At 33.8% G+C, this 18,923-nt stretch carries 15 protein-coding genes; 5 read left to right on the top strand and 10 right to left on the bottom strand.

Annotated features, from left to right (window positions below):
• Positions 1 to 60: 60 nt before the first annotated feature.
• The 5 genes from ABWH96_RS09160 to ABWH96_RS09140 form a co-directional block, all read right to left on the bottom strand.
• Positions 61 to 588 carry a T9SS type A sorting domain-containing protein gene (locus tag ABWH96_RS09160; protein ID WP_375581153.1) on the bottom strand — a complete coding sequence of 176 codons (528 nt, stop codon included), beginning with the start codon at positions 586 to 588 and terminating at the stop codon, positions 61 to 63.
• A complete protein-coding gene (locus tag ABWH96_RS09155; protein WP_375581152.1) occupies positions 545 to 3,751 on the bottom strand; it encodes a WD40/YVTN/BNR-like repeat-containing protein in 3,207 nt (1,068 codons plus the stop codon). The genes ABWH96_RS09160 and ABWH96_RS09155 overlap by 44 nt, the downstream gene beginning before the upstream one ends.
• A gap of 133 nt (positions 3,752 to 3,884) precedes the next feature.
• Positions 3,885 to 5,516, bottom strand: coding sequence for a SusD/RagB family nutrient-binding outer membrane lipoprotein (locus tag ABWH96_RS09150; RefSeq protein WP_375581151.1), 1,632 nt, complete (start codon positions 5,514 to 5,516; stop codon positions 3,885 to 3,887).
• An 11-nt stretch (positions 5,517 to 5,527) separates the two neighbouring features.
• Positions 5,528 to 8,761: a SusC/RagA family TonB-linked outer membrane protein gene (locus ABWH96_RS09145; RefSeq protein ID WP_375581150.1), complete on the bottom strand. Its 3,234-nt coding sequence runs from the start codon at positions 8,759 to 8,761 to the stop codon at positions 5,528 to 5,530.
• A gap of 562 nt (positions 8,762 to 9,323) precedes the next feature.
• A complete protein-coding gene (locus tag ABWH96_RS09140) occupies positions 9,324 to 9,641 on the bottom strand; it encodes a HesB/IscA family protein (RefSeq protein WP_375581149.1) in 318 nt (105 codons plus the stop codon).
• Positions 9,642 to 9,758: 117 nt separating this feature from the next.
• Between ABWH96_RS09140 and ABWH96_RS09135 the strand changes: the two genes are divergently transcribed.
• Positions 9,759 to 10,280 (top strand): hypothetical protein, encoded by a 522-nt coding sequence (locus ABWH96_RS09135; protein WP_375581148.1) that lies wholly within the window; start codon positions 9,759 to 9,761, stop codon positions 10,278 to 10,280.
• Between the two features lie 104 nt (positions 10,281 to 10,384).
• Here the strand turns inward: ABWH96_RS09135 and ABWH96_RS09130 are convergent, their stop codons facing one another.
• Positions 10,385 to 10,843 (bottom strand): nuclear transport factor 2 family protein, encoded by a 459-nt coding sequence (locus ABWH96_RS09130; RefSeq protein ID WP_375581147.1) that lies wholly within the window; start codon positions 10,841 to 10,843, stop codon positions 10,385 to 10,387.
• 21 nt (positions 10,844 to 10,864) lie between these two features.
• Positions 10,865 to 11,722 (bottom strand): hypothetical protein, encoded by an 858-nt coding sequence (locus ABWH96_RS09125; protein ID WP_375581146.1) that lies wholly within the window; start codon positions 11,720 to 11,722, stop codon positions 10,865 to 10,867.
• A 311-nt stretch (positions 11,723 to 12,033) separates the two neighbouring features.
• Between ABWH96_RS09125 and ABWH96_RS09120 the strand changes: the two genes are divergently transcribed.
• The 4 genes from ABWH96_RS09120 to dtd all read left to right on the top strand — a co-directional run bounded on the left by ABWH96_RS09120 (position 12,034) and on the right by dtd (position 14,160).
• A complete protein-coding gene (locus ABWH96_RS09120; RefSeq protein ID WP_375581145.1) occupies positions 12,034 to 12,456 on the top strand; it encodes a YkvA family protein in 423 nt (140 codons plus the stop codon).
• Positions 12,437 to 13,048: a thioredoxin family protein gene (locus ABWH96_RS09115; RefSeq protein ID WP_375581144.1), complete on the top strand. Its 612-nt coding sequence runs from the start codon at positions 12,437 to 12,439 to the stop codon at positions 13,046 to 13,048. Before ABWH96_RS09120 ends, ABWH96_RS09115 begins: the two co-directional genes overlap by 20 nt.
• Positions 13,048 to 13,617, top strand: a complete 570-nt coding sequence (locus ABWH96_RS09110; protein WP_375581143.1) for an NAD-dependent epimerase/dehydratase family protein — start codon at positions 13,048 to 13,050, stop codon at positions 13,615 to 13,617. Before ABWH96_RS09115 ends, ABWH96_RS09110 begins: the two co-directional genes overlap by 1 nt.
• A gap of 90 nt (positions 13,618 to 13,707) precedes the next feature.
• Positions 13,708 to 14,160, top strand: a complete 453-nt coding sequence (gene dtd / locus ABWH96_RS09105; RefSeq protein ID WP_375581142.1) for a D-aminoacyl-tRNA deacylase — start codon at positions 13,708 to 13,710, stop codon at positions 14,158 to 14,160.
• A gap of 79 nt (positions 14,161 to 14,239) precedes the next feature.
• On the opposite strand, the gene ABWH96_RS09100 is transcribed toward dtd, so the two are convergent.
• Genes ABWH96_RS09100 through ABWH96_RS09090 form a run of 3 tightly spaced genes read right to left on the bottom strand, consistent with a single transcriptional unit; the run spans position 14,240 to position 18,919 of the window.
• Positions 14,240 to 15,358 carry a DUF4249 domain-containing protein gene (locus ABWH96_RS09100; RefSeq protein ID WP_375581141.1) on the bottom strand — a complete coding sequence of 373 codons (1,119 nt, stop codon included), beginning with the start codon at positions 15,356 to 15,358 and terminating at the stop codon, positions 14,240 to 14,242.
• A gap of 29 nt (positions 15,359 to 15,387) precedes the next feature.
• Positions 15,388 to 17,742 carry a hypothetical protein gene (locus tag ABWH96_RS09095; protein ID WP_375581140.1) on the bottom strand — a complete coding sequence of 785 codons (2,355 nt, stop codon included), beginning with the start codon at positions 17,740 to 17,742 and terminating at the stop codon, positions 15,388 to 15,390.
• Positions 17,743 to 17,755: 13 nt separating this feature from the next.
• Positions 17,756 to 18,919 (bottom strand): DUF4249 domain-containing protein, encoded by a 1,164-nt coding sequence (locus ABWH96_RS09090; RefSeq protein WP_375581139.1) that lies wholly within the window; start codon positions 18,917 to 18,919, stop codon positions 17,756 to 17,758.
• Positions 18,920 to 18,923 lie beyond the last annotated feature (4 nt).

The raw sequence follows: 18,923 nt of genomic DNA, 5'->3' as shown, positions 1-18,923 counted from the left end.
TTGGTTTCGTACAAGCCGCTAAGGATAACAAAACTATACCCAGTATATAATATATCTTCATTATTCTTTAATTATCCTTTTGGTTAATAGTTTTCCTTTATCGTCTTGGAGTTGTAACAAGTAAACTCCAGCTTCCAAAGACTTTAATCTAATCACATTACTGTCATCTGTTAAGGAATGCTTCTGAACCAACTGGCCATTCGAGTTATAAATAGTTAAATTACGTATATCACCACTGAGATTGTTAATATTCAAAATATCACTTGTGGGATTAGGATATATCGCTATCAGCTCATTACTCGCATCAGGAGCTGAAGTAACTAAAGTGGTTTGACTAAGAGTTGAAAAAACAGTATCCTTGATGTAGCCTTTAATTTCCAACGAATTCTTGTTCACTTCAGAATAATCAAACTGTATAATCCTGTTTTCATCTTCCACCGATAGTTGTTGTTCATCAGTGAAGACTAATGCGTCATTAAATAAAACTTCTATTTTATCAAAGGGCTCATTATTCTCCAATATTAACTTCACCTTATAATCTCCATTAGCACCAAAACTCTCTTGCGAAACAATTACAGTGCAATTCAAGATTAGGGGTATTAAAGTTTCTTGATTCAATCAACTCACCATTTAGTGTACCCACAATTTTAACATTTGCCCCAGCAAATTCATGAAAATCAGACAATTCAAAAGTGGTTTCCCCTGCGTTCACATTAGTTAAACTTTCCACCTCCTGATTGTTTATCATCAACTGAACCTCTTCATACTCTACTGGAAAGTCAAAAGTCATTTTAGCATTTCCATACCCTTCATAATTGAACTCTGCGAATTTAATATTAGAGTAAAACAAAGGTTCGAGGGTAGCAGTCCAAATTCCTCTACCATGCGTACCTATTACTATTTCATCATCAACAATTTTCATTGACCAAACTGAAACAGAAGGAAAATCACTTCGAATATTCCAAGACTGTCCTCCATTCATTGATTCGTAAATTCCAATTTCAGTTCCCACCCAAATAATATCAGTATCAAATGGCATTACAAGTAGACTATGTGCAATCACATCAGGAAATCCCCTACTACTACCATTTTCATTCCCTTCAAAACCAGAGATATCTTCCCAAGTTTGCCCAAGATCAGTAGTTTTTAATACTTTAGGGAAATTCGGCTTGCCAAATAAAGCATAAGCTGTATTCTCATCTTTGGGATGTGTGTAAATACCAGTGTAATTAGCCCTTGGGTCTGGGGAATAATTATTTACTGCTGTATATGTCTCACCAGCATCTTTTGAAACAAAAAGATTTAAAATACCATTTGCCATACCGGCACCGGCCCAAACTATTTTACTATTTGCCAAAGACACTTCAACATCACTAGCACTAGCAAGGCCACCCCAGGTTTCGTCTGGAATAACTTTCATATTCCAACTACCACCAAAATCGTTACTTTTATATACTCCAGTTGGTCCAATCGCATATATCACATCCGGACTTGAATAAGAACCTGCTAATCTAGTAATAAAAGGACCATCTGTGATCCCAGAAGTAGCAGCTGTAAAAGATCTACCGCCATTTATGGATCTTTGGATTCCGTTGAACTGGTAACCAGCGATTACTTTTTCTGGATGTTCTGAGTGCCAGATTACTTCAAAGCCATCTCCTCCAATTACAGCATTATAATTATTAGATTCATCAACACTTATTCCAGTGGACACCCAGGTACCATTATCCTGCATTCCACCTATATATTTTTCTTCGCCAGGTTTCTTATCTGCACCATAAAACTGTGTAGTAACATAGCCATTCGTGATTTGATCTATTCTCTCTCCATTATTCGTTGATATCCCTAAGCCTCCATCGTTACCATTGACAATCATAAAAGTCTTAGAAGCTTCGTCTGTTTTAATTAATGTAAGGTGATGATGATCTGGATGAAGATTACTCGTATTTTGTCCTTCATAGTCTCCGTACGCATCATAAACAGCCGTAGCATCAGCCATTGCAATAAACTTAGATCCAAAATTAATACGCATTACAGAATTGACTAAGGCAGTTGGGTTCCAAGATGCTGCTTCTGCCAACACAGGCCAGAAGAAATACATATTAGCATATTCAATTGCCCCATCTTCGGCTATATTTTCATCTGCAGCAGAAGCATTATATTCAACATCATGAATATAAACGTATTCTCTTGCTGTTGACAGTTGATCATCGGTTTCGCTTCTTTTATTTAGATTGAATTCACCATCATTTTGTTGGTCTCTAAAAGACACCATCAATTGCCTATCATTTTCAATGTCCCATATTTCGAATGGAACTTCGACATAGTCTTGATAAATATAGTCTGAAATAGGAACCCCTGATGTTTCTCCATTAGGCACGGTATAACGATGCGCCATTTGCTGCACACCTTCTCCGAATCTAATCTCAACGGTGACTGGGTTTTGTGAAGGACTATCAGTTCCACTTGCTATGTCAAGAGACCCTCCATTAAAATCTGCTTCAAAACTAACCAGCTCAAATAAAGTGCTTTCTTCAAAGTCTACACCATTAAATTGCCTAGGAGTTTCTCCTATATTATTTGGATCAACGGTGAATTTACCAACACTAACACCTCCCACAAACACCTCATAAGGGTTATAAGGATTTACAGCAATAGTATTATCATACCAGCCCTGTGCACCCAAGAAGTTCGTATCATAATCAGGATCATCTACTAAAACCCAATTCTCACCACTGTCTTCTGAGAGATACAACAATGTATTTTCCCCAGAAAAAGTAGAAGTATAAATAATTTCCGGATTACTTGGTGCCACACCAATCTCGAAACGAACACCTTCTGAAATACCAGTAGATGAAACATTCCAGGTGTTTCCAGCATCTGTAGACTTAATAATACCTAAGCTATTCACACCTGCATATTGAATACTGAAATCAACTGGATCGACTTGCAGATCCTGAACAGAACCACCTGCAGGCGCATCGTAGGTTTTACTCCAGCTAGCTCCTCCATCGGTGGACTTGAAAACACCAGTGTTAGTGGCTATAACTACTACTTGATCATCCTTGGGATCTACAGCAATTCTGTTGACCGATAGGTAGTCAACATTTGAAATAGTAGAGGGAAGCAACTCCCACGTAAGACCTCTATCTGTACTTTTATAAATTCCATTTCCTCTTACAAAGGTACTGTTACCAGCAAACACTTCACCAGTACCAACATAAATTACATCCGGACTTGACTGCGACTGCGCAATAGAATTAGTTGACAAATTAGGCAAATCAGGAGATATGTTTACCCAAGAATCTCCACAATCTGTAGTTTTCCATATCCCTCCACTAGCTGCTCCTGCAAACCAAGTACAGTTGGAATCATCATCAGGATCAACAGCTATTGCTCTTGTTCTGCCACCAACATTACCAGGGCCTCTTGATTCAAATTCAGCAGGCAAGGATTGAGAGCGTGCCAAAGCCTTATTAGTTAAAGACTTTTGAAGCTCCTGAAACTGGTATCCAGGTTTATACAAACTGCTTGTTTCATCAATTGATTTGGTAATAGAATTAAAATACTCAATATATCCATCCGGCTTCATATAAGCATCTTTTCCAGACTTAATTTTAGTTTTTTTTGTTGACCAAATGTTAGCTACAGTCTTTTCCTCTTGAGCAGCTTCAAATCTAAATGAATCAGTATATAAATGCACAGAAAGGAGTAAAAGCAGTGCAAATAATGCGGGGTAGTAATTCTTCATAATATAATATTTTGCATAAAAGTAGTATGAAAAATTACATTTAAAAAATTTAAGACATTAAGAAAATGACATAAAAAAAAGGCTGCCTTCAAAAAGACAGCCTTTAAACCTAAATTACTTAGGATATAGAAATTTAATTTACATCCCAGAAAATCTGAGTAGTAACTTCGTCTCCACCTATAGCGCTAGCTGCGGCTTGCTTGTTTTGACCATTCAACTGATCTTCTTCCAAAGGATAAATTAACCTCATTGGAACTGAAACTTGCGCATCACCTGGTAAAGGCTGAAGTACACCAAAATCAAGTCTTCTATAAGAAGCCCAAGCTTCTAAACCTTGATTAAATAATGCGATCCATAATTGCTTACCAATTTTTTCTTGATAAGTTCCTGGTGCAGTAAGGTATGCAACTTCAGGCTGCAATATATAATCGTCAAATCCTTCAGCTCCCCAGAAATCGAAAGATGCTTCAATACCTGCATTATAGTAAGCTGCAGCAGTTCCACCAACTGCGAAACCTCTCTCAACGGCTTCAGCTAATAAGAACTGAGTTTCAGAATACCCTATCAAAGTACCAGGGAAAGTAGGTTGATTATAAAGTTGGCTACTTAGTTTTGAATTCGAAACAAAAGAATTTGCTGTTCCGTAAGTACCACCTTTATATACTTTTAATCTACCACTATACTCTGCTTCTACCGTAGTATTTGCAGGTAAATAAGTCTCAACTGAATCTTCACCATCCACATTAGTATAGGTAGCAAAAACACCGTAAGCTAATGTTGAATCCATTGGGAAATCATCATCTGCATCGTCTTCTGTACCATTATCATTAATTGGAAATGGAAAATTAACTGGCGCTCTAGAATACGTCTTCAATCTTGGATCTTCCAAACTATTTAACGTTTCATCTAATACATCAGAAATCACAAAGTCATTTCTACCACTCAATACAATCGCTGCATAAACAGGATTAGTATTAGGAGCAGCAGTCATGTATTGCACAGACGCATTATCTGCAGCTGATGTGAATACACCATCACTCACTGCATCAGTCACTAAGTCTTCAGCATAAACAGGATCATAATCAGCAAATCTCATACCTATTCTAAGTTTTAGAGTATTTGCAAATAAAGTCCAAGAACTAACATCTCCATTATACATAGGATCTTGAGCACCCGCAAATGCAACTGCTGAATTATCAAAAGCAGCAACAGCAGCATCAAGTCTTTCAACTAAATCTCTGTACACAGTTTCCGCATCATCATAAGCTGGGTTGATATTCTCAACATCCAAAGCTTCTGAATAAGGGATATTACCGTAAGTATCTACTAATAAAGTGTAGTTGTAAACTGATAATATTTCAATACAAGAAATTTGATTTCTGAACACCGCTTCAGGTGTATTTGCGAAATTCCCTGCTTCAATTTCCATATTGATCAGTCTTTTCGACTCATCTAAATCAGATAATACATCTCTGTAGATATTTTCCCAGAAATTAGCTGGAATACTTCGTGAAGTTAAGTTATACTGACTTTCTTCAGGATAAGTAGTTTGAGACCAGTATTGTGCATATAATCTAAAAGGATTATCATTCACACTAGCACTTTCTACATTATCGAAAGTCTCTTTCATTCCACGCGCAAATAAGGAAGACGGATCTACTTCAGAAGGATTCTTCTTGTCCGTATTTAATTCTTCCAGACGATCGTCACAACTATAAAACGCAATAGTTGTGAAGCTTATAAATAATAAAAATAATTTCTTCATAATATTGTTCATTAAAATGTTATATCAAGTTTTAAACCAGTAGTTCTAACAGTTGGGTAAGAACCTACTAAAAATCCTTGTGCAGCTCCAGCTCCTAAACCAGATTCCGGATCAGCATAAGGTACATTTTTATGAATTATCCATAGGTTACGACCAACGAAAGAGATATTCACACTTTGAGCAAAACTATCTACAAAGCTTTTCGGCAAAGTATAAGTTAAAGATGCTTCTCTAAGTCTTACTGAAGATGCATCATAAACAGTCATTTGATTTGGCTGTCTTGAAGAATTACCCCAATAGAAAGCTCCAGAATAGTCAGTAGCAGGTGCGTAAACTTCATTAGGTTCTCCACTTTCAGTAACTCCTTCATACTTGAAACCACCGCCATCAGCAACAGGCTCTCTTACTTGAACACCTCTATCGTTCAATGCAGCAGTTTCAGGATATAATCCTGTACCTCTACCATAGTGCATATCTAAAGAGTACACATCACCACCTTTTTGTATATCAACTAAGAATCCTAAGCTTAATCCTTTGTAGCTCAAAGTATTGTTAATACCCATTGTCCAATCTGGATTAGGGTCGCCAATAATTTGATCTGGTACTGCCACAGGATAACCGCTTGAATTAATCACTTTTTGTCCATCTATATACTGGTAACCAGTACCTTTCAAGACACCAAATGGCTCACCTACCGTTGCGTTAGAGGTAACTCCAGACTGGTAAGAAGCAAATACATAATTCTCAGTATCACCTATTAAACTCAATACTTCACTTCTATTTAAAGTGAAATTAGCAGTTGAATTAAACGTTAAGTCATTATTTTTGATAATGTCACCGCCTAATACAATTTCAACTCCTTGATTCTGGATTGCACCTGAGTTGATAAATGTAGAAGAGAAACCAGTAGCTCTTGAAAGCTGAACACTTAACAATTGGTTTGCAGTTTCTCTGTTATAATACGCTACATCAAAGTTCAATCGTCTGTTTAAAGCAGTTAATTCTAACCCTATCTCATACTCAGTTGTCAATTCCGGCTGCAAATTCTTGTTGTTTTTTACAGAAGGCAATGTGGTTAAAATACCACCTTGGAAATTGTTTACTCTATTATAAACATCGTTTACTCTGAGTGCTCTTGTATCGTTACCAGAAGTACCGTAACTAGCTCTCAATTTACCAAAGTCAATACCTGGAAGATCAACGATTTCACTAAATACAAAACCTAAACCAAGAGCATAATAATCATATTGGTTATTTTGTACTGGCAAAGATGAAGATACATCCGTTCTATAGTTAGCATCGAAATACAAGAAATCTCTGAATCCTAAATTTACGTTTCCGAAATATCCGTAAACTTCTTTTTCCCATAAGTATTCAAAAGGGAATGGATTAGGATTAACTGAATTAGATAATGCATAAAGATCTGCTACAGCTAAGCCACCACTAGTTGATTGCTGACTGTAATCATATCTTTCTTTTCTCATATTGAAACCTAACAATCCTGCAATATTCAAATCATCAGAGATATCTTTATTAGCATTTAACACACCGTTAAAGTTATACTCAGTGTTTTGAATGTTAGTTACTTGGTAACCAGAAGATTCATCATTTCTTTGAACACCAAAAGCTGTTGGCACACTACCTACTGCTCTTCTTTCTTCTCTAGTTTCAAAGTAAGTGTCTATTGAAGCTCTACCAGCAAATGATAACCAGTCGTTAATTTTATAGTTAACACCCACTTTAGACAAAATTCTATCTCTCACATCTGAGTTATAGTTTTCATATCTAGTCCAATACGGATTATCCCAGTAAATAGGAGTCAACGGATCAGTGAATGGATCTGCTGCATTCCAAGTATAATTCTTACCTGTTTTGTTGTAAATATCACGTTGTTTATAAACATCTACGTTTGTTTCCCACCACTGTCTATATTGAGACATTAAGTTATCACTGTAACCAGTAGAGTATCTACCTACAACATCTTGTCTGTTATATTGAAAAAGAACATCAGTACTCAATTTTTCTGACAATTTCGTACCACCAGTAAAATTAATTGTGTTTTTGTTAAGCGTACTGTTAGGAAGAATTCCTTTTTCGTTCACATTCGTATAACTCAATCTAAAATTAGTGTTTTCATTACCACCAGATAATGAAACAGAGTTATTCCAAGTATTTTGCGTTTCAAAGAAATCTACAGGAGTATTCTCTGCTGCTACCCATGGTCTTGCTTGTCCAAAGTTATCAGACTCAGGAACAAATGCATCCCAGTGATAAACGTTCAATGAAGGATCAAATGCCCCACCATATGAACCATCCTCAGTAGTAGGTACTACTAAATCTGGAGTACCATCTCCGTCAACATCTCCATCGTTGAAGTAGCCTGTAGAACCATAGTAAGGACCGTATCCAGCACCATATTTATCTTGGTACTCAGCAAAAGTACTTTTATCAATACTTCCAACAGTCAATCCGCTACTAACAGATATTCCAAGACCTTTTACATTCTTTCCTTTCTTAGTTTCAATTAGAATTACTCCATTTTGTCCACGAACACCATATAGTGCAGTCGCTGCAGCACCTTTCAGTACTGACATTGACTTGATGTCCTCAGGATTAATATCTGCTGCAGGGTTACCGTAGTCATATCCATAACCACCAGCTTGCTGTGCATCAGAGTTGTTAGTTTCGTTACTAATTGGAACTCCATCCACTACAAAAAGAGGTTGGTTATTAGTAAAAGATGAATTACCTCTAATCGTGATATTAGTAGATCCACCCATCGTATTATTCTGACGTACATTCACACCAGATACTTTACCAGAAAGGGAATTAATAAAGTTAGTTTCCTTCACTTTACTTACTTGGTCCCCGTCTAAGGTCTGCTGTGAGTAACCTAAAGAGGCTTTGTCACGAGTAATGTTCATTGCAGTTACAACAACTTCACCTAATTGCTGAACATCAGGTTGCAATGTCACATCAATCACCGATCTTGAACCAATTTCAATTTCGGTTTTCTCATAACCGATATAAGTAAATACAAGTGTTTTGGCATCCGCAGGAATTGAAAACTTGTAATTACCATCTAGATCTGTGGTAGTACCATTGGTAGTACCCTTCACAATTACGTTCACACCTGGTAAGGAACCGTCTTTATCAGTCACTGTACCAGAAACCGTTCTATCCTGTGCCCACGAATAAGAGGCAATCAGGAAGAAACTTAGCATTAGTAATAGTTTCTTCATCATATTTTGTTTAGGTTATAAAATTGTTAAATGTCTAATATAAGGTATATTTATGTTAATTGACAAAAATGAATTGAACAAATTACTTTATATTTAGTTATTAATTTTTTTATTATAATTTTTATACAAAAAATCCTATTTGAATGATTTTAAGAGCTATATAAATTTCATTTATAGCCCCTATCCGTTAATTAATCGAAAAACCTTACTTTTGATTTAAAAGCATATGTACACAAACACTACCTGCTAACCTTCAAATAATTGCAACATACTAAGCCCTAGAGCCTAAAAAACATATGTAGTGTTATTTAGAAAAAGAGAATAATTCCTTCAAAATAACAATCTCCATAAAAGATTTCTTACGTGATGCGCCTTCAATCAACCCAAATTAGGTGGGAACTGTAGAATTTGAGTCTATAGGTTCAAGAAAAGAATTAAAAAAAGTCAGTTAACCTTGTTTTAACGTGGATTTCACAATTATCTAACGTGAATATGAATATCTTAAAGATTACTTAACAATATGCTATTAATCACTACCCACAGAAGAGCTCTTGCTGATTCAGATCTACTTTAGTTCTTCTTCAGTCTCTGGGTTTACAAATATAAAGCCTCTAGCGTCATTACCTTCATGGAATTGAACTTCCATTCCAATTATATACATGACATGGCTTTTGTCAATATAAACTGGTATACCTTCCGCTTCAAAGGTTTTATCAGTTTCCTTCGGTTTATCAAACCCCAACATATAATTCATACCAGCAGCACTACAACCACCACCTCCTCGAACTCCGACACGTAAGCCGTATCCCTCAGGAATATTCTTATTTTCCATGATGTTTTTAACTTCCTTTATTGCTTCTTCTGAGATCTTAACCGGAATCATATAATGTGAATTTTATTCAAGAACGAATGACACAAAACAAAAGTTTGCCTTATCTGCCCCCTTTTATTTACTGCGAAATTAACTAAATTTGAGAATCATAATAGAAAAAATAGCTATATGGAACCAATTTGGGACTTAATTAAAATTATCATACCTGCAGGAATCGTTTTATACGCAATGTATTTAACAGTAAAAACGATGCTTCAAAAGCAAAATGAAGGCAAATTCATTGAAATTAAAGCCAAGAACAAAGAAATAGTGTTGCCCATAAGATTGCAAGCCTATGAACGAATGAGTCTCTTTTTGGAAAGAATTTCACCAGATCAAATCATAAAGCGAGTTCAAAAAAATGACATGAATGTTGCAGAACTACAATATTTACTCCTTAATGAAATTCGTGAAGAATTCAATCACAATTTATCGCAGCAGGTTTATATGAGCGATGAAGCATGGAAAATCATCAAGAACGCCAAAGAAGAATTAATTATGGTCGTGAACCAAGCTGCAAAGGGATTAGACCCGGAAGCCAAAAGCATAGAATTGGTGAAAAAGATTTACAAAGACTCTCTCGACAAAAAGGTCGACACTATTGAATACGGATTAAGTTTCCTTAAAAATGAGATTCAAAGGGAATTTTAAAATAGGAAGTTATAAGTTTTAAGTATTAGGTAGATTAATATTACAGTTCTATTTAATAGACCTCATTAATTCTTATAAACAAATCAAAAATCATTCTCCCAAATTCATTTTTCTTTAATGAGCTCTAGAAACTGATCTATTTTGTCATTATCTATAGTTACAGATAAATCGTAAAGGGCTATTTTCCACCCTTCAGCCTTTAAAACCAATACAGCAGTACCTTTACAAACACCCATCCAAGTATCCAGTTTTTCATTGAGCCATGCAGTTTTTTCATCTTCTGAAAAATAAATATCCCTAGCAGTAGCAGTGAATGACCAGGCTGATTCTTCTTGAAAGTATTCATTTGCCCATTCAGCCATTTCATCTCTTGTCCATTTTTCTGTTTTATCTGTTCCCAAATAGATGCCTTCTTTCGTCATACTTCCAAAAAACACTTCTTCATCTGCAGTGGCTGCTGCTTTATGCCAATTATCCATGAATTGGTTGATTGTTTCTTTAGGGGTTTGGGCTAATAATAAAATTGGGGAGAGTGTAAGAATTATTGTAGTTAAAAATTTCATAAAATTCATTAATTTAAATATTTATAATTTAACTGTTATTGCTATAAATGGAATACCAAAGGGAATAAACTCGGTGATTTCTTGATTATAGAAAAATCCCAAATCATAACTTGCTGTCTCGGTTAAATATCTTCCACCGTAAAACAGGAAACTTATATTCCCATCAAATTCTGTAGGTATATAAAAACCCTCAGAAACTACCATTAACTTTTTTGATATACGAGCCATTCCAGCTAAAGAATAAAAAGGATCTATTCTCTGAACATCGCTTATAGCTCCATAATAAATGGTTCCAGTTAAATTTAAATCTGGTTCTCCAAAAGTTACTCCAGTATTTAATATAGCAGCACCAGCAGCCTCTGCAGATTCTAAAGATGCCCCAGCAAAAGCATCAAGTCCAATTTTATAGTGTATATTTTTACCAAGCTGTTTAGTGAATTGAGGATTCACATATATAATAGGTACTCTCAATACCATGCCCCAAATGCTTGTACCAACTCCTATAGAAAAATTATCACTAATTCCTCTATGATAAGTCATAGGATTATTTCGCAGATAATTACCACCTTTTTCATAGTTAAAGGCACTGGTACCTATCATATATCTAACTGGGTTAATTTGTTCTAATCTCTCGTCTTCATCAGTCTCTTGAAGCTGGTCATCCTCATTTAAGGATTCAATATTTTTAATTCTTTGTGTAGGTATTTTGATAGTACCAACGCTATTTGTCTCTATTTCAAGAAAATCTTTATTTTGGCTAATAAAAAACCCTTTATAAATCTCTCCCGTCTTGGTGTAAACTATTATTTTGGCTTTAGATTTATTATTAGTTTCCTCAATTTTCGGGTCTTCAATTTGAGCTTGTACTATAACACTCATCAAAAATAAGAATATGAAGTAGAGTTTTTTCATATGGAAAAGCAAAATCGATTCAAATAATGTAAATTTACCGAACGTTTAAATATCAAAAAGTATTATGATTCATCCACATAAAAGTAGTCAAATAAAAGCTAACAATATAAGATTATGGGTTGGCATTGTAAGTCTGGTAATTGCTTGGTCTTTATTTATTTATAAAAATCTACTGCACGACTTATATTTAATCTTGATTGGTGCATTTACCTTATATACTTTATTTGCGTATATATGGATGCCACTTCAAAAAAATAAAAAATTGAGAGAATCGGAGGATGAGTAAAAGATTGAACTATAAAAATGCATTTAAGAGAGCTTCCAGAGTGTTAGCTGATAGGCGTCTTAGCAATAAACTCATAACTGAGGCTAAAGAAACATTAACTAGTCGGGCTAAAGCATCTGAAAAGATTTCTCAGCTAAAGAATAAAATATTTACCTTAATTAGATTAGTAAAAGCATACACAAAAGGAAAATATAGAGATATTTCACTTAAAAGCATGCTTTACACAGTTGGTGTTTTAATTTATTTCATCACGCCTACCGATATTATTCCTGATTTCATACCTGTTTCAGGCTATTTAGATGATGCTTCCCTTATTCTCTGGCTTTACAATCATTTAGGTCAAGAATTGCAACAATTCATGGCTTGGGAGAGTAATCAAGAAGAAAAGCAAATAAATGACAGAAATTTCGATTGACTCTACAAAAATTAATGCCTTCTCTAAAGGACTTGATTATCCTTCGTATAGGAATTTAATTAAATCACTGCTAGGTGAAAATAAGACAACAGGTTCAAATCATTCAGAAGCAATGATAAATTATACTTTTATGAATGATAGAAGGATGGACAGGTGGGATAAAAAAATAAATCTTGACGATGAACTACTAAAATTAATAAATTCCATACCAAAAATGAATTGGCTGGTAATCACAGAAGCTTGGTGTGGAGATGCTGCCCAAAACATACCATTCATTGCAAAATTAGCTAATGAAAATTCAACAATTGATTTGAAATTTATTATGCGAGATGAGCACCCAGAACTTATGGATCAATATCTTACCAATGGTGCCCGTTCAATTCCAATTCTCATAATGATGGATGAAAATTTTAATGATATAGCTACATGGGGACCAAGGCCAGAACCAGTTCAAAATATGGTAATGGAGGCAAAAGAAAAGCCTGATCTTGACCAACCTAAATTTATTGAAAGCATCCATAAATGGTATGCGGTTGATAAAAATCAAACGATTTCTCAAGAATTTAAGCAGTTGATAAAAAACATAAAATAATGGCAAAAACAGCACTTATCGCAGGAGCAACTGGATTGGTTGGAGGTCATCTTTTAGATTTGTTATTAGAAGATGAAAATTACACTGAAGTAAAAGTATTAAGCAGAAGAAGTTTAGGGGGTAATGACGGAAAATTAAAAGAAATTATCATTGAAAATTTCGACAATCTGGAAAAAGAAACCTCCTTATTAGGAGCTGATGATTATTTCTGTTGCTTGGGCACCACCATTAGAAAAGCAGGCAGTAAAGCAGCATTCAAAAAGGTTGACTTCGAATATCCTGCTAGTTTAGCAGCTATTGCAAGAGAGAATAATGCCAATTCTTATCATATTATTTCTGCTATGGGAGCTGATTCCAAATCCTTCATATTTTATAATAAAGTAAAGGGCGAAGTTGAGGAGGCTATAAAAGCCATGAAATTAAATAAAGCTTTTATATACAGACCTTCTTTTATAGAAGGAGAAAGAGCAGAAAAGAGAGCAGGGGAAAAAGCAGCATTATGGTTTGCCGATAAATTTGATTTCATTTTCTCAGGTTCGATTAAAGAAATATGCTGCAGTTCATGCTAAAACAATTGCAAATGCAATGCTTGAAACGGCAAATAATGGCAAAGACACATTCAAAGTTATTCCATCAGATGAAATAGAAAAGATAGGACAATGATAGCAGTACTTCAGAGAGTATCAGAAGCTTCCGTGACTATTGAAAATGAGGTTAAAGGAGAAATCCAAAATGGTCTAATGATTTTACTGGGAATAGAAGAAGCAGACAATGAGGAAGATATTGAATGGCTAAATCGCAAAATCATTAATATGCGCATTTTTAATGATGAAAATGGCGTAATGAATAAAAGTTTATTAGATGTAGAAGGAGAAATTCTGCTTATAAGCCAATTTACTTTGCATGCGAGCACCAAAAAAGGAAACAGACCATCATATATCAAAGCTGCAAAACCAGATATTGCCATTCCGCTTTATGAAAAAATGCTAAGATCTTTAGATATGGAGATTCCTACCAAACTACGAAGCGGGGAATTTGGTGCTGATATGAAAGTTAGCTTAGTGAATGATGGTCCTGTCACTATCATTTTGGATAGTAAGGACAAGAAATAGGCTGTTCTTACTTCATCACCATATTAAAATTAATCAAATTAATAAATCATTTATTAGAATTTAAGGTACTGGTTTACAATTAATACGGCCAGAAATCTGGTTTAGTATCTGTAGCACCTTCAACCAATAAACAATCACAACAAAATGGTGGTGGTGGAGGTGGGTCTTCAATTGGGAAAGCATTTACACAAGCCATTCTATTAAGAGGGTCTCTTATTGGATCCCTTAACACCTGATTATCAATAAAAATCCTCTTACTAGTGGAATTTACAGCAGTAAAAAACCCTAGAACTCGATTCTCATCATTTCCATTTTCATGAATATTACCCACTATGGCCGTTGGAGGTGGTGCAAAAAGATCCCCTCCATAACTGTTTTGTTCCTTAATGTCGTCCAAATAATTAAAATAGCTTTCTGTTAAACTATATTTTCTGACCACCATACTGTAGCCAAAATAAAATACTCGACTAGGGGAAATCGATAAGATTTTCTGGTTAATATTTTCCCCAGATTCCAAATCAACACTAGAATATATGTTTAATGGAAGGGAAACATCTTGATTTTTGAAACATCTCCTTTCATCTGTCAATGGAAGTATTTCAGAAGGAGCCATTTCAATACTATCCCAACATGATGATGAACCTTGCAAAAAAGATCTCAGTTCGTACACTCCTTCATAATCATAACTTAAATAATCAGCTTGCTCACCAACATTGACATTTGTGTATACATTTAGTAACTCTCCTTCAGTGACTACACTTCCAGCCAGATAGGGTTCTCTTTCACCTCTAACCCAAAGTCTGTCAATTGGAGTCACTGGTTTTAATTCTTGATAATCAGAAATATATTCAACACCATCCTCTAAAACAATAGTTAATTGATAGGAACGCCCAACTTTAGATTCAAATTCGGTAGTATCAGTGATATAAACTCCTGCTCTCGATTCAAATAATTGAAAACAGTTACCTTTATCATCCTTAATTGAAACACTTGCACCTTCAACCTGTTCATAACCACTGAATCCTCCAACTGGTGCTGACCTATTTATCCTAATTATTTGTACGTTTTGTTTATTAGTTATAATTCCTTCAACCACCAATTGACCACCTGCATTTTCATCGTAAATATCGACTTCAAATGGATCAATACATGAATAGATTGTTGAAACAAACACTAAAACAAGAATCTTTTTTATCATACTTATAAGAGAAACTTAGTAATACATCACTAATCAACTATAATAGTATTTTTATGATGATAAATATTTCCAAATTGATCAATACCGTGCATCTCAATTAAAAAACTTCCAATATCATCAGAAGTAGAAAAATTGATTTCATTTTCTTCATCAGAAATTATTTTATAATTACTATTCCAATAAAGAACATCTCGAAAATCGGGCAACTTATCATTTTCATTAATTTCTGTAAAATCAGGATTTAATTTATTTGTTTCCTTGTAAAATCCCTGCAAAGTAAACCAATGATGATTGGTATTATTCATTTTATAATAATCTGAATCACGAGTACCCAATTCTAGAATTCCATCTTGAAAAACACCATTAATAAAGTATCTTTTATTAATCAGACTTAAAAACTTAATTTTCGCTGTACTATAATTTAGAATAAAATTATTATTGAATACAGGTAACCCATCTATCAAAAACAAAGGCTCATTTTCAAATCTACCTATAAAGGAATTACGACCTGAATCATCTATTTCTCTCAAGTAGATTTTTTCTACCCCTTTTTCATTCTTAATTGCTAATCCAGGTAAAAGTTCTCTAGATAGCTGCTGGAAGTTTTTTAGAAATTCATATTCTGTCAAATCCTTAGAATCCGAATAATTTGGGAAAAATCCTGTTGCTCTTTTCTGATTTTCCAATTCCAATACCTGTGTGGATGAAGCATTATAAACTCTTGAAATCAATTCATTTTGTTTATGATAAGTTAGATAATCTTCCAACTTATCCTCATTAATGGAAAAATCATCATCCAAACCAAATTGCTCAACCTTGATGATATTATTATCAAGTTCATATTTAAGATTATTTTGCTTCTCATCAACATTCGCTACTTTCAATACGACATCTGATTCTCCGAAAAAAGATCTTAATTGAAAGTAAAATCTTCCCTGATCATCTGTTTTACTTGCATAAAATTGAGGTATTTGCCCCAGAACAGAACAATAAATAACCGAATCTTGAATAGGGATATTCGAATTTTTATCTGTTACCGTCCCCGAAACTGTAAAATAATCTTTACTATTATAAGTGGAAACACTTTCCTCTTGCCCCATTAATTCATTAACTTTTTTAATTCCCGTTGATTTTGTCTTCAAATAGATATCAGTAAAAAGATTATCTTGAGATAATTCTTCTAATTCAGAACTCGGGTCTAGAATATTTAAAAAAGAAAACATATTAAAATACATATTCATATCATTATTCTGAGTTGTATCAAAATAATCTAAATTTTTAATACTGAAGGAAGCATTGGAAACTAATGCTTGAGTCCTTAATGTGTCTAATTTTATTTTAAGTGAAATTTTTTCGTTCTTTTTAAATTCATTAGGGTTTATTTTAAGTTCAATATTGCTTTTTCTCTTTTCATTTTTATAATAATTACGTTCTGATAGAATTTCTTGGTCTTCATTATAGAGATATAATGTATTTAATCCTTTTCTTAGCAACTTTTTAGGAACTTTAAAAATCATTCTTCTTCCTCTTACAATTTGCTTTGTTCCAAGAATGACTTCTCCATTATTGTAAACTAACATTCCTATTTGATTTCCTGAAAAATCTATTCCTATGTTAGTGATTAGAGTCAAAGTATCGGATTCAAAATTGACTATTCTGCCAGTTACCTTATCATTTTGAACTTTAGGTAATCCAAATTCATATTGCCCTTCATTTGTTTCAATTTTTGCTCTATAACTTGAATTCTTATTCACAAATAAAGAAAAATGCCCATAGCCCAATTTATATGGTTCTATTAAGGCTACTGTATCCCCTGAATTAGATACAACTACCCCTTTCCAATCATTATCTAATTTGTTAATTTTAAAAGCAACAGAATTAAGATGGCCGCCAATTAATTGCCCCCCTTCTGGATAAAAATCAGCTTTAAAGTTATTTTGAATAGATGATGAAATTTCATCTTTTGGATTTACAATCCTTACTTTTTGTTTAAAGGAATTTTTATAATTATTGTTATCACTATATCTGGTGTAAGCTATTAACAAATAATTAGCTGTTGGGATTGATTTTTCCAATTCCAGTTTTCCCGCTGACTTCCCATTCTTTAATAGCACTTTTTGAGATGCAACAACATTATTATCTAAATCAATTATTTGAACATCTAACACACTACTAGAATTTGAGGGCTTGTGTGTCTTTTCATCCACCACATAAGCACTATATCTTATCACTGTCCCACTGAAATAATAATTCTTATCTAAATGCAAAAAGACTTTTTCATGTTTTTGATTTTCAGTTTGTGGCTGATTAAAAGATGCAAAAGAAAATGTTGATGATAAACATATCAAAGAAATTATAAGGTAAGTAAAATTTTGTATTTTCATCTTATTGATATTTTCAATTATCTTGGTTTAAAGGAGGGAAATATTCAGGTATCTGATCCGTAGCGCCAGGATATAACCTACAATCACAACAAATGGGATCTGGTCTTCTAATATTTTGTTCAAGGATAATAGCATCTGGGTCAAATGGGTTAAAAAACTCTTCAAAATTATCACTGCAATTTTCAAAGCTAAATCGATTGATTTCTGTTCTAAGTATCTCTTTAGAAATAAATATTCTCTTATTTGTTTCTGATATGAGTGTGAAAAAACCTAAGGCTTTAACATTATCGTCAAGTTGATTACTGATATTTCCAATTATAGGAGTCGGAGGAGGATCAAATAAACTGCCATTTACTTCATTCTGAGTTTTAATTTCGTCCAAATAGTTGAAATAGTTTTCCGATAGTCTTTTTTTCTTAATCAATAAACTATAACCGATAAAAAACCTCCTATCGGGCAAAATACTTAGTATATTTTGAGTTAATATATTGTCATCCTTTAAATTATCTGTTGATAGAATATTCAGTGGTAAATCTACTTTCTCGCTTCTAAAACAAACGAGTTCTTCTCTTGCAGAATGTAATATTGGTCCAAATTCATCACATACCTCACTACCCTGGTAAATAGACTCAAATCCAAAGGTGCCTTCATATTCATATTGATTAAAAATACTTTCATCTTTGGTGGTAATATTGGTATATATATTTATGACATCTCCTTCTGTTACATTACTTCCTGCTAAAAAAGATGTTTTTTCAGGCAATACCCATACAGAATCAATAGGTTCTACTTCTTTTAGTTCCTCTTCTTCTGATTTATATACCAAACCATTTGGCAATTCAATTTTCAATGAATATTGAACACCTAATATTGGTTTAAACATGGAAGAATCAATACTATATCTTCCATTTGAAGTTTCTGTAAATTCAAAACATGCATTATTTGAGTCAATAATCTCAACAATTGCTTTTGATACTCTCTTGTAACCTGAATTTTGATTAATGGAAGAAGGCCTGTTTAAGATAATAGAATGAACTGCTGATTCCTGGTTTAAAACAGCATCTACTACGATCAATTCATCTGCATTTGGTTGTTGAACTTTAACATCAAAAGGATCAATACATGAAATTAACAAAGAAGAAAATACGTAGATTATAAATAATAGCTTTCCATTCATCAAT

The sequence above is a fragment of the Marivirga tractuosa genome (genome assembly GCF_042140215.1).
Classification (GTDB): domain Bacteria; phylum Bacteroidota; class Bacteroidia; order Cytophagales; family Cyclobacteriaceae; genus Marivirga; species Marivirga tractuosa_A.
This window is presented reverse-complemented; position numbering and strand designations above follow the sequence as displayed.

Excerpts from the sequence above, each read along its gene's own strand:
- ABWH96_RS09155 (WP_375581152.1), bottom strand. The coding sequence starts at position 3,751 with ATGAAGAATTACTACCCCGCATTATTTGCACTGCTTTTACTCCTTTCT.
- ABWH96_RS09150 (WP_375581151.1), bottom strand. The coding sequence starts at position 5,516 with ATGAAGAAATTATTTTTATTATTTATAAGCTTCACAACTATTGCGTTT.
- ABWH96_RS09145 (WP_375581150.1), bottom strand. The coding sequence starts at position 8,761 with ATGATGAAGAAACTATTACTAATGCTAAGTTTCTTCCTGATTGCCTCT.
- ABWH96_RS09140 (WP_375581149.1), bottom strand. The coding sequence starts at position 9,641 with ATGATTCCGGTTAAGATCTCAGAAGAAGCAATAAAGGAAGTTAAAAAC.
- ABWH96_RS09135 (WP_375581148.1), top strand. The coding sequence starts at position 9,759 with ATGGAACCAATTTGGGACTTAATTAAAATTATCATACCTGCAGGAATC.
- ABWH96_RS09130 (WP_375581147.1), bottom strand. The coding sequence starts at position 10,843 with ATGAAATTTTTAACTACAATAATTCTTACACTCTCCCCAATTTTATTA.
- ABWH96_RS09125 (WP_375581146.1), bottom strand. The coding sequence starts at position 11,722 with ATGAGTGTTATAGTACAAGCTCAAATTGAAGACCCGAAAATTGAGGAA.
- ABWH96_RS09120 (WP_375581145.1), top strand. The coding sequence starts at position 12,034 with ATGAGTAAAAGATTGAACTATAAAAATGCATTTAAGAGAGCTTCCAGA.
- ABWH96_RS09115 (WP_375581144.1), top strand. The coding sequence starts at position 12,437 with ATGACAGAAATTTCGATTGACTCTACAAAAATTAATGCCTTCTCTAAA.
- ABWH96_RS09110 (WP_375581143.1), top strand. The coding sequence starts at position 13,048 with ATGGCAAAAACAGCACTTATCGCAGGAGCAACTGGATTGGTTGGAGGT.
- dtd (WP_375581142.1), top strand. The coding sequence starts at position 13,708 with ATGATAGCAGTACTTCAGAGAGTATCAGAAGCTTCCGTGACTATTGAA.
- ABWH96_RS09100 (WP_375581141.1), bottom strand. The coding sequence starts at position 15,358 with ATGATAAAAAAGATTCTTGTTTTAGTGTTTGTTTCAACAATCTATTCA.
- ABWH96_RS09095 (WP_375581140.1), bottom strand. The coding sequence starts at position 17,742 with ATGAAAATACAAAATTTTACTTACCTTATAATTTCTTTGATATGTTTA.
- ABWH96_RS09090 (WP_375581139.1), bottom strand. The coding sequence starts at position 18,919 with ATGAATGGAAAGCTATTATTTATAATCTACGTATTTTCTTCTTTGTTA.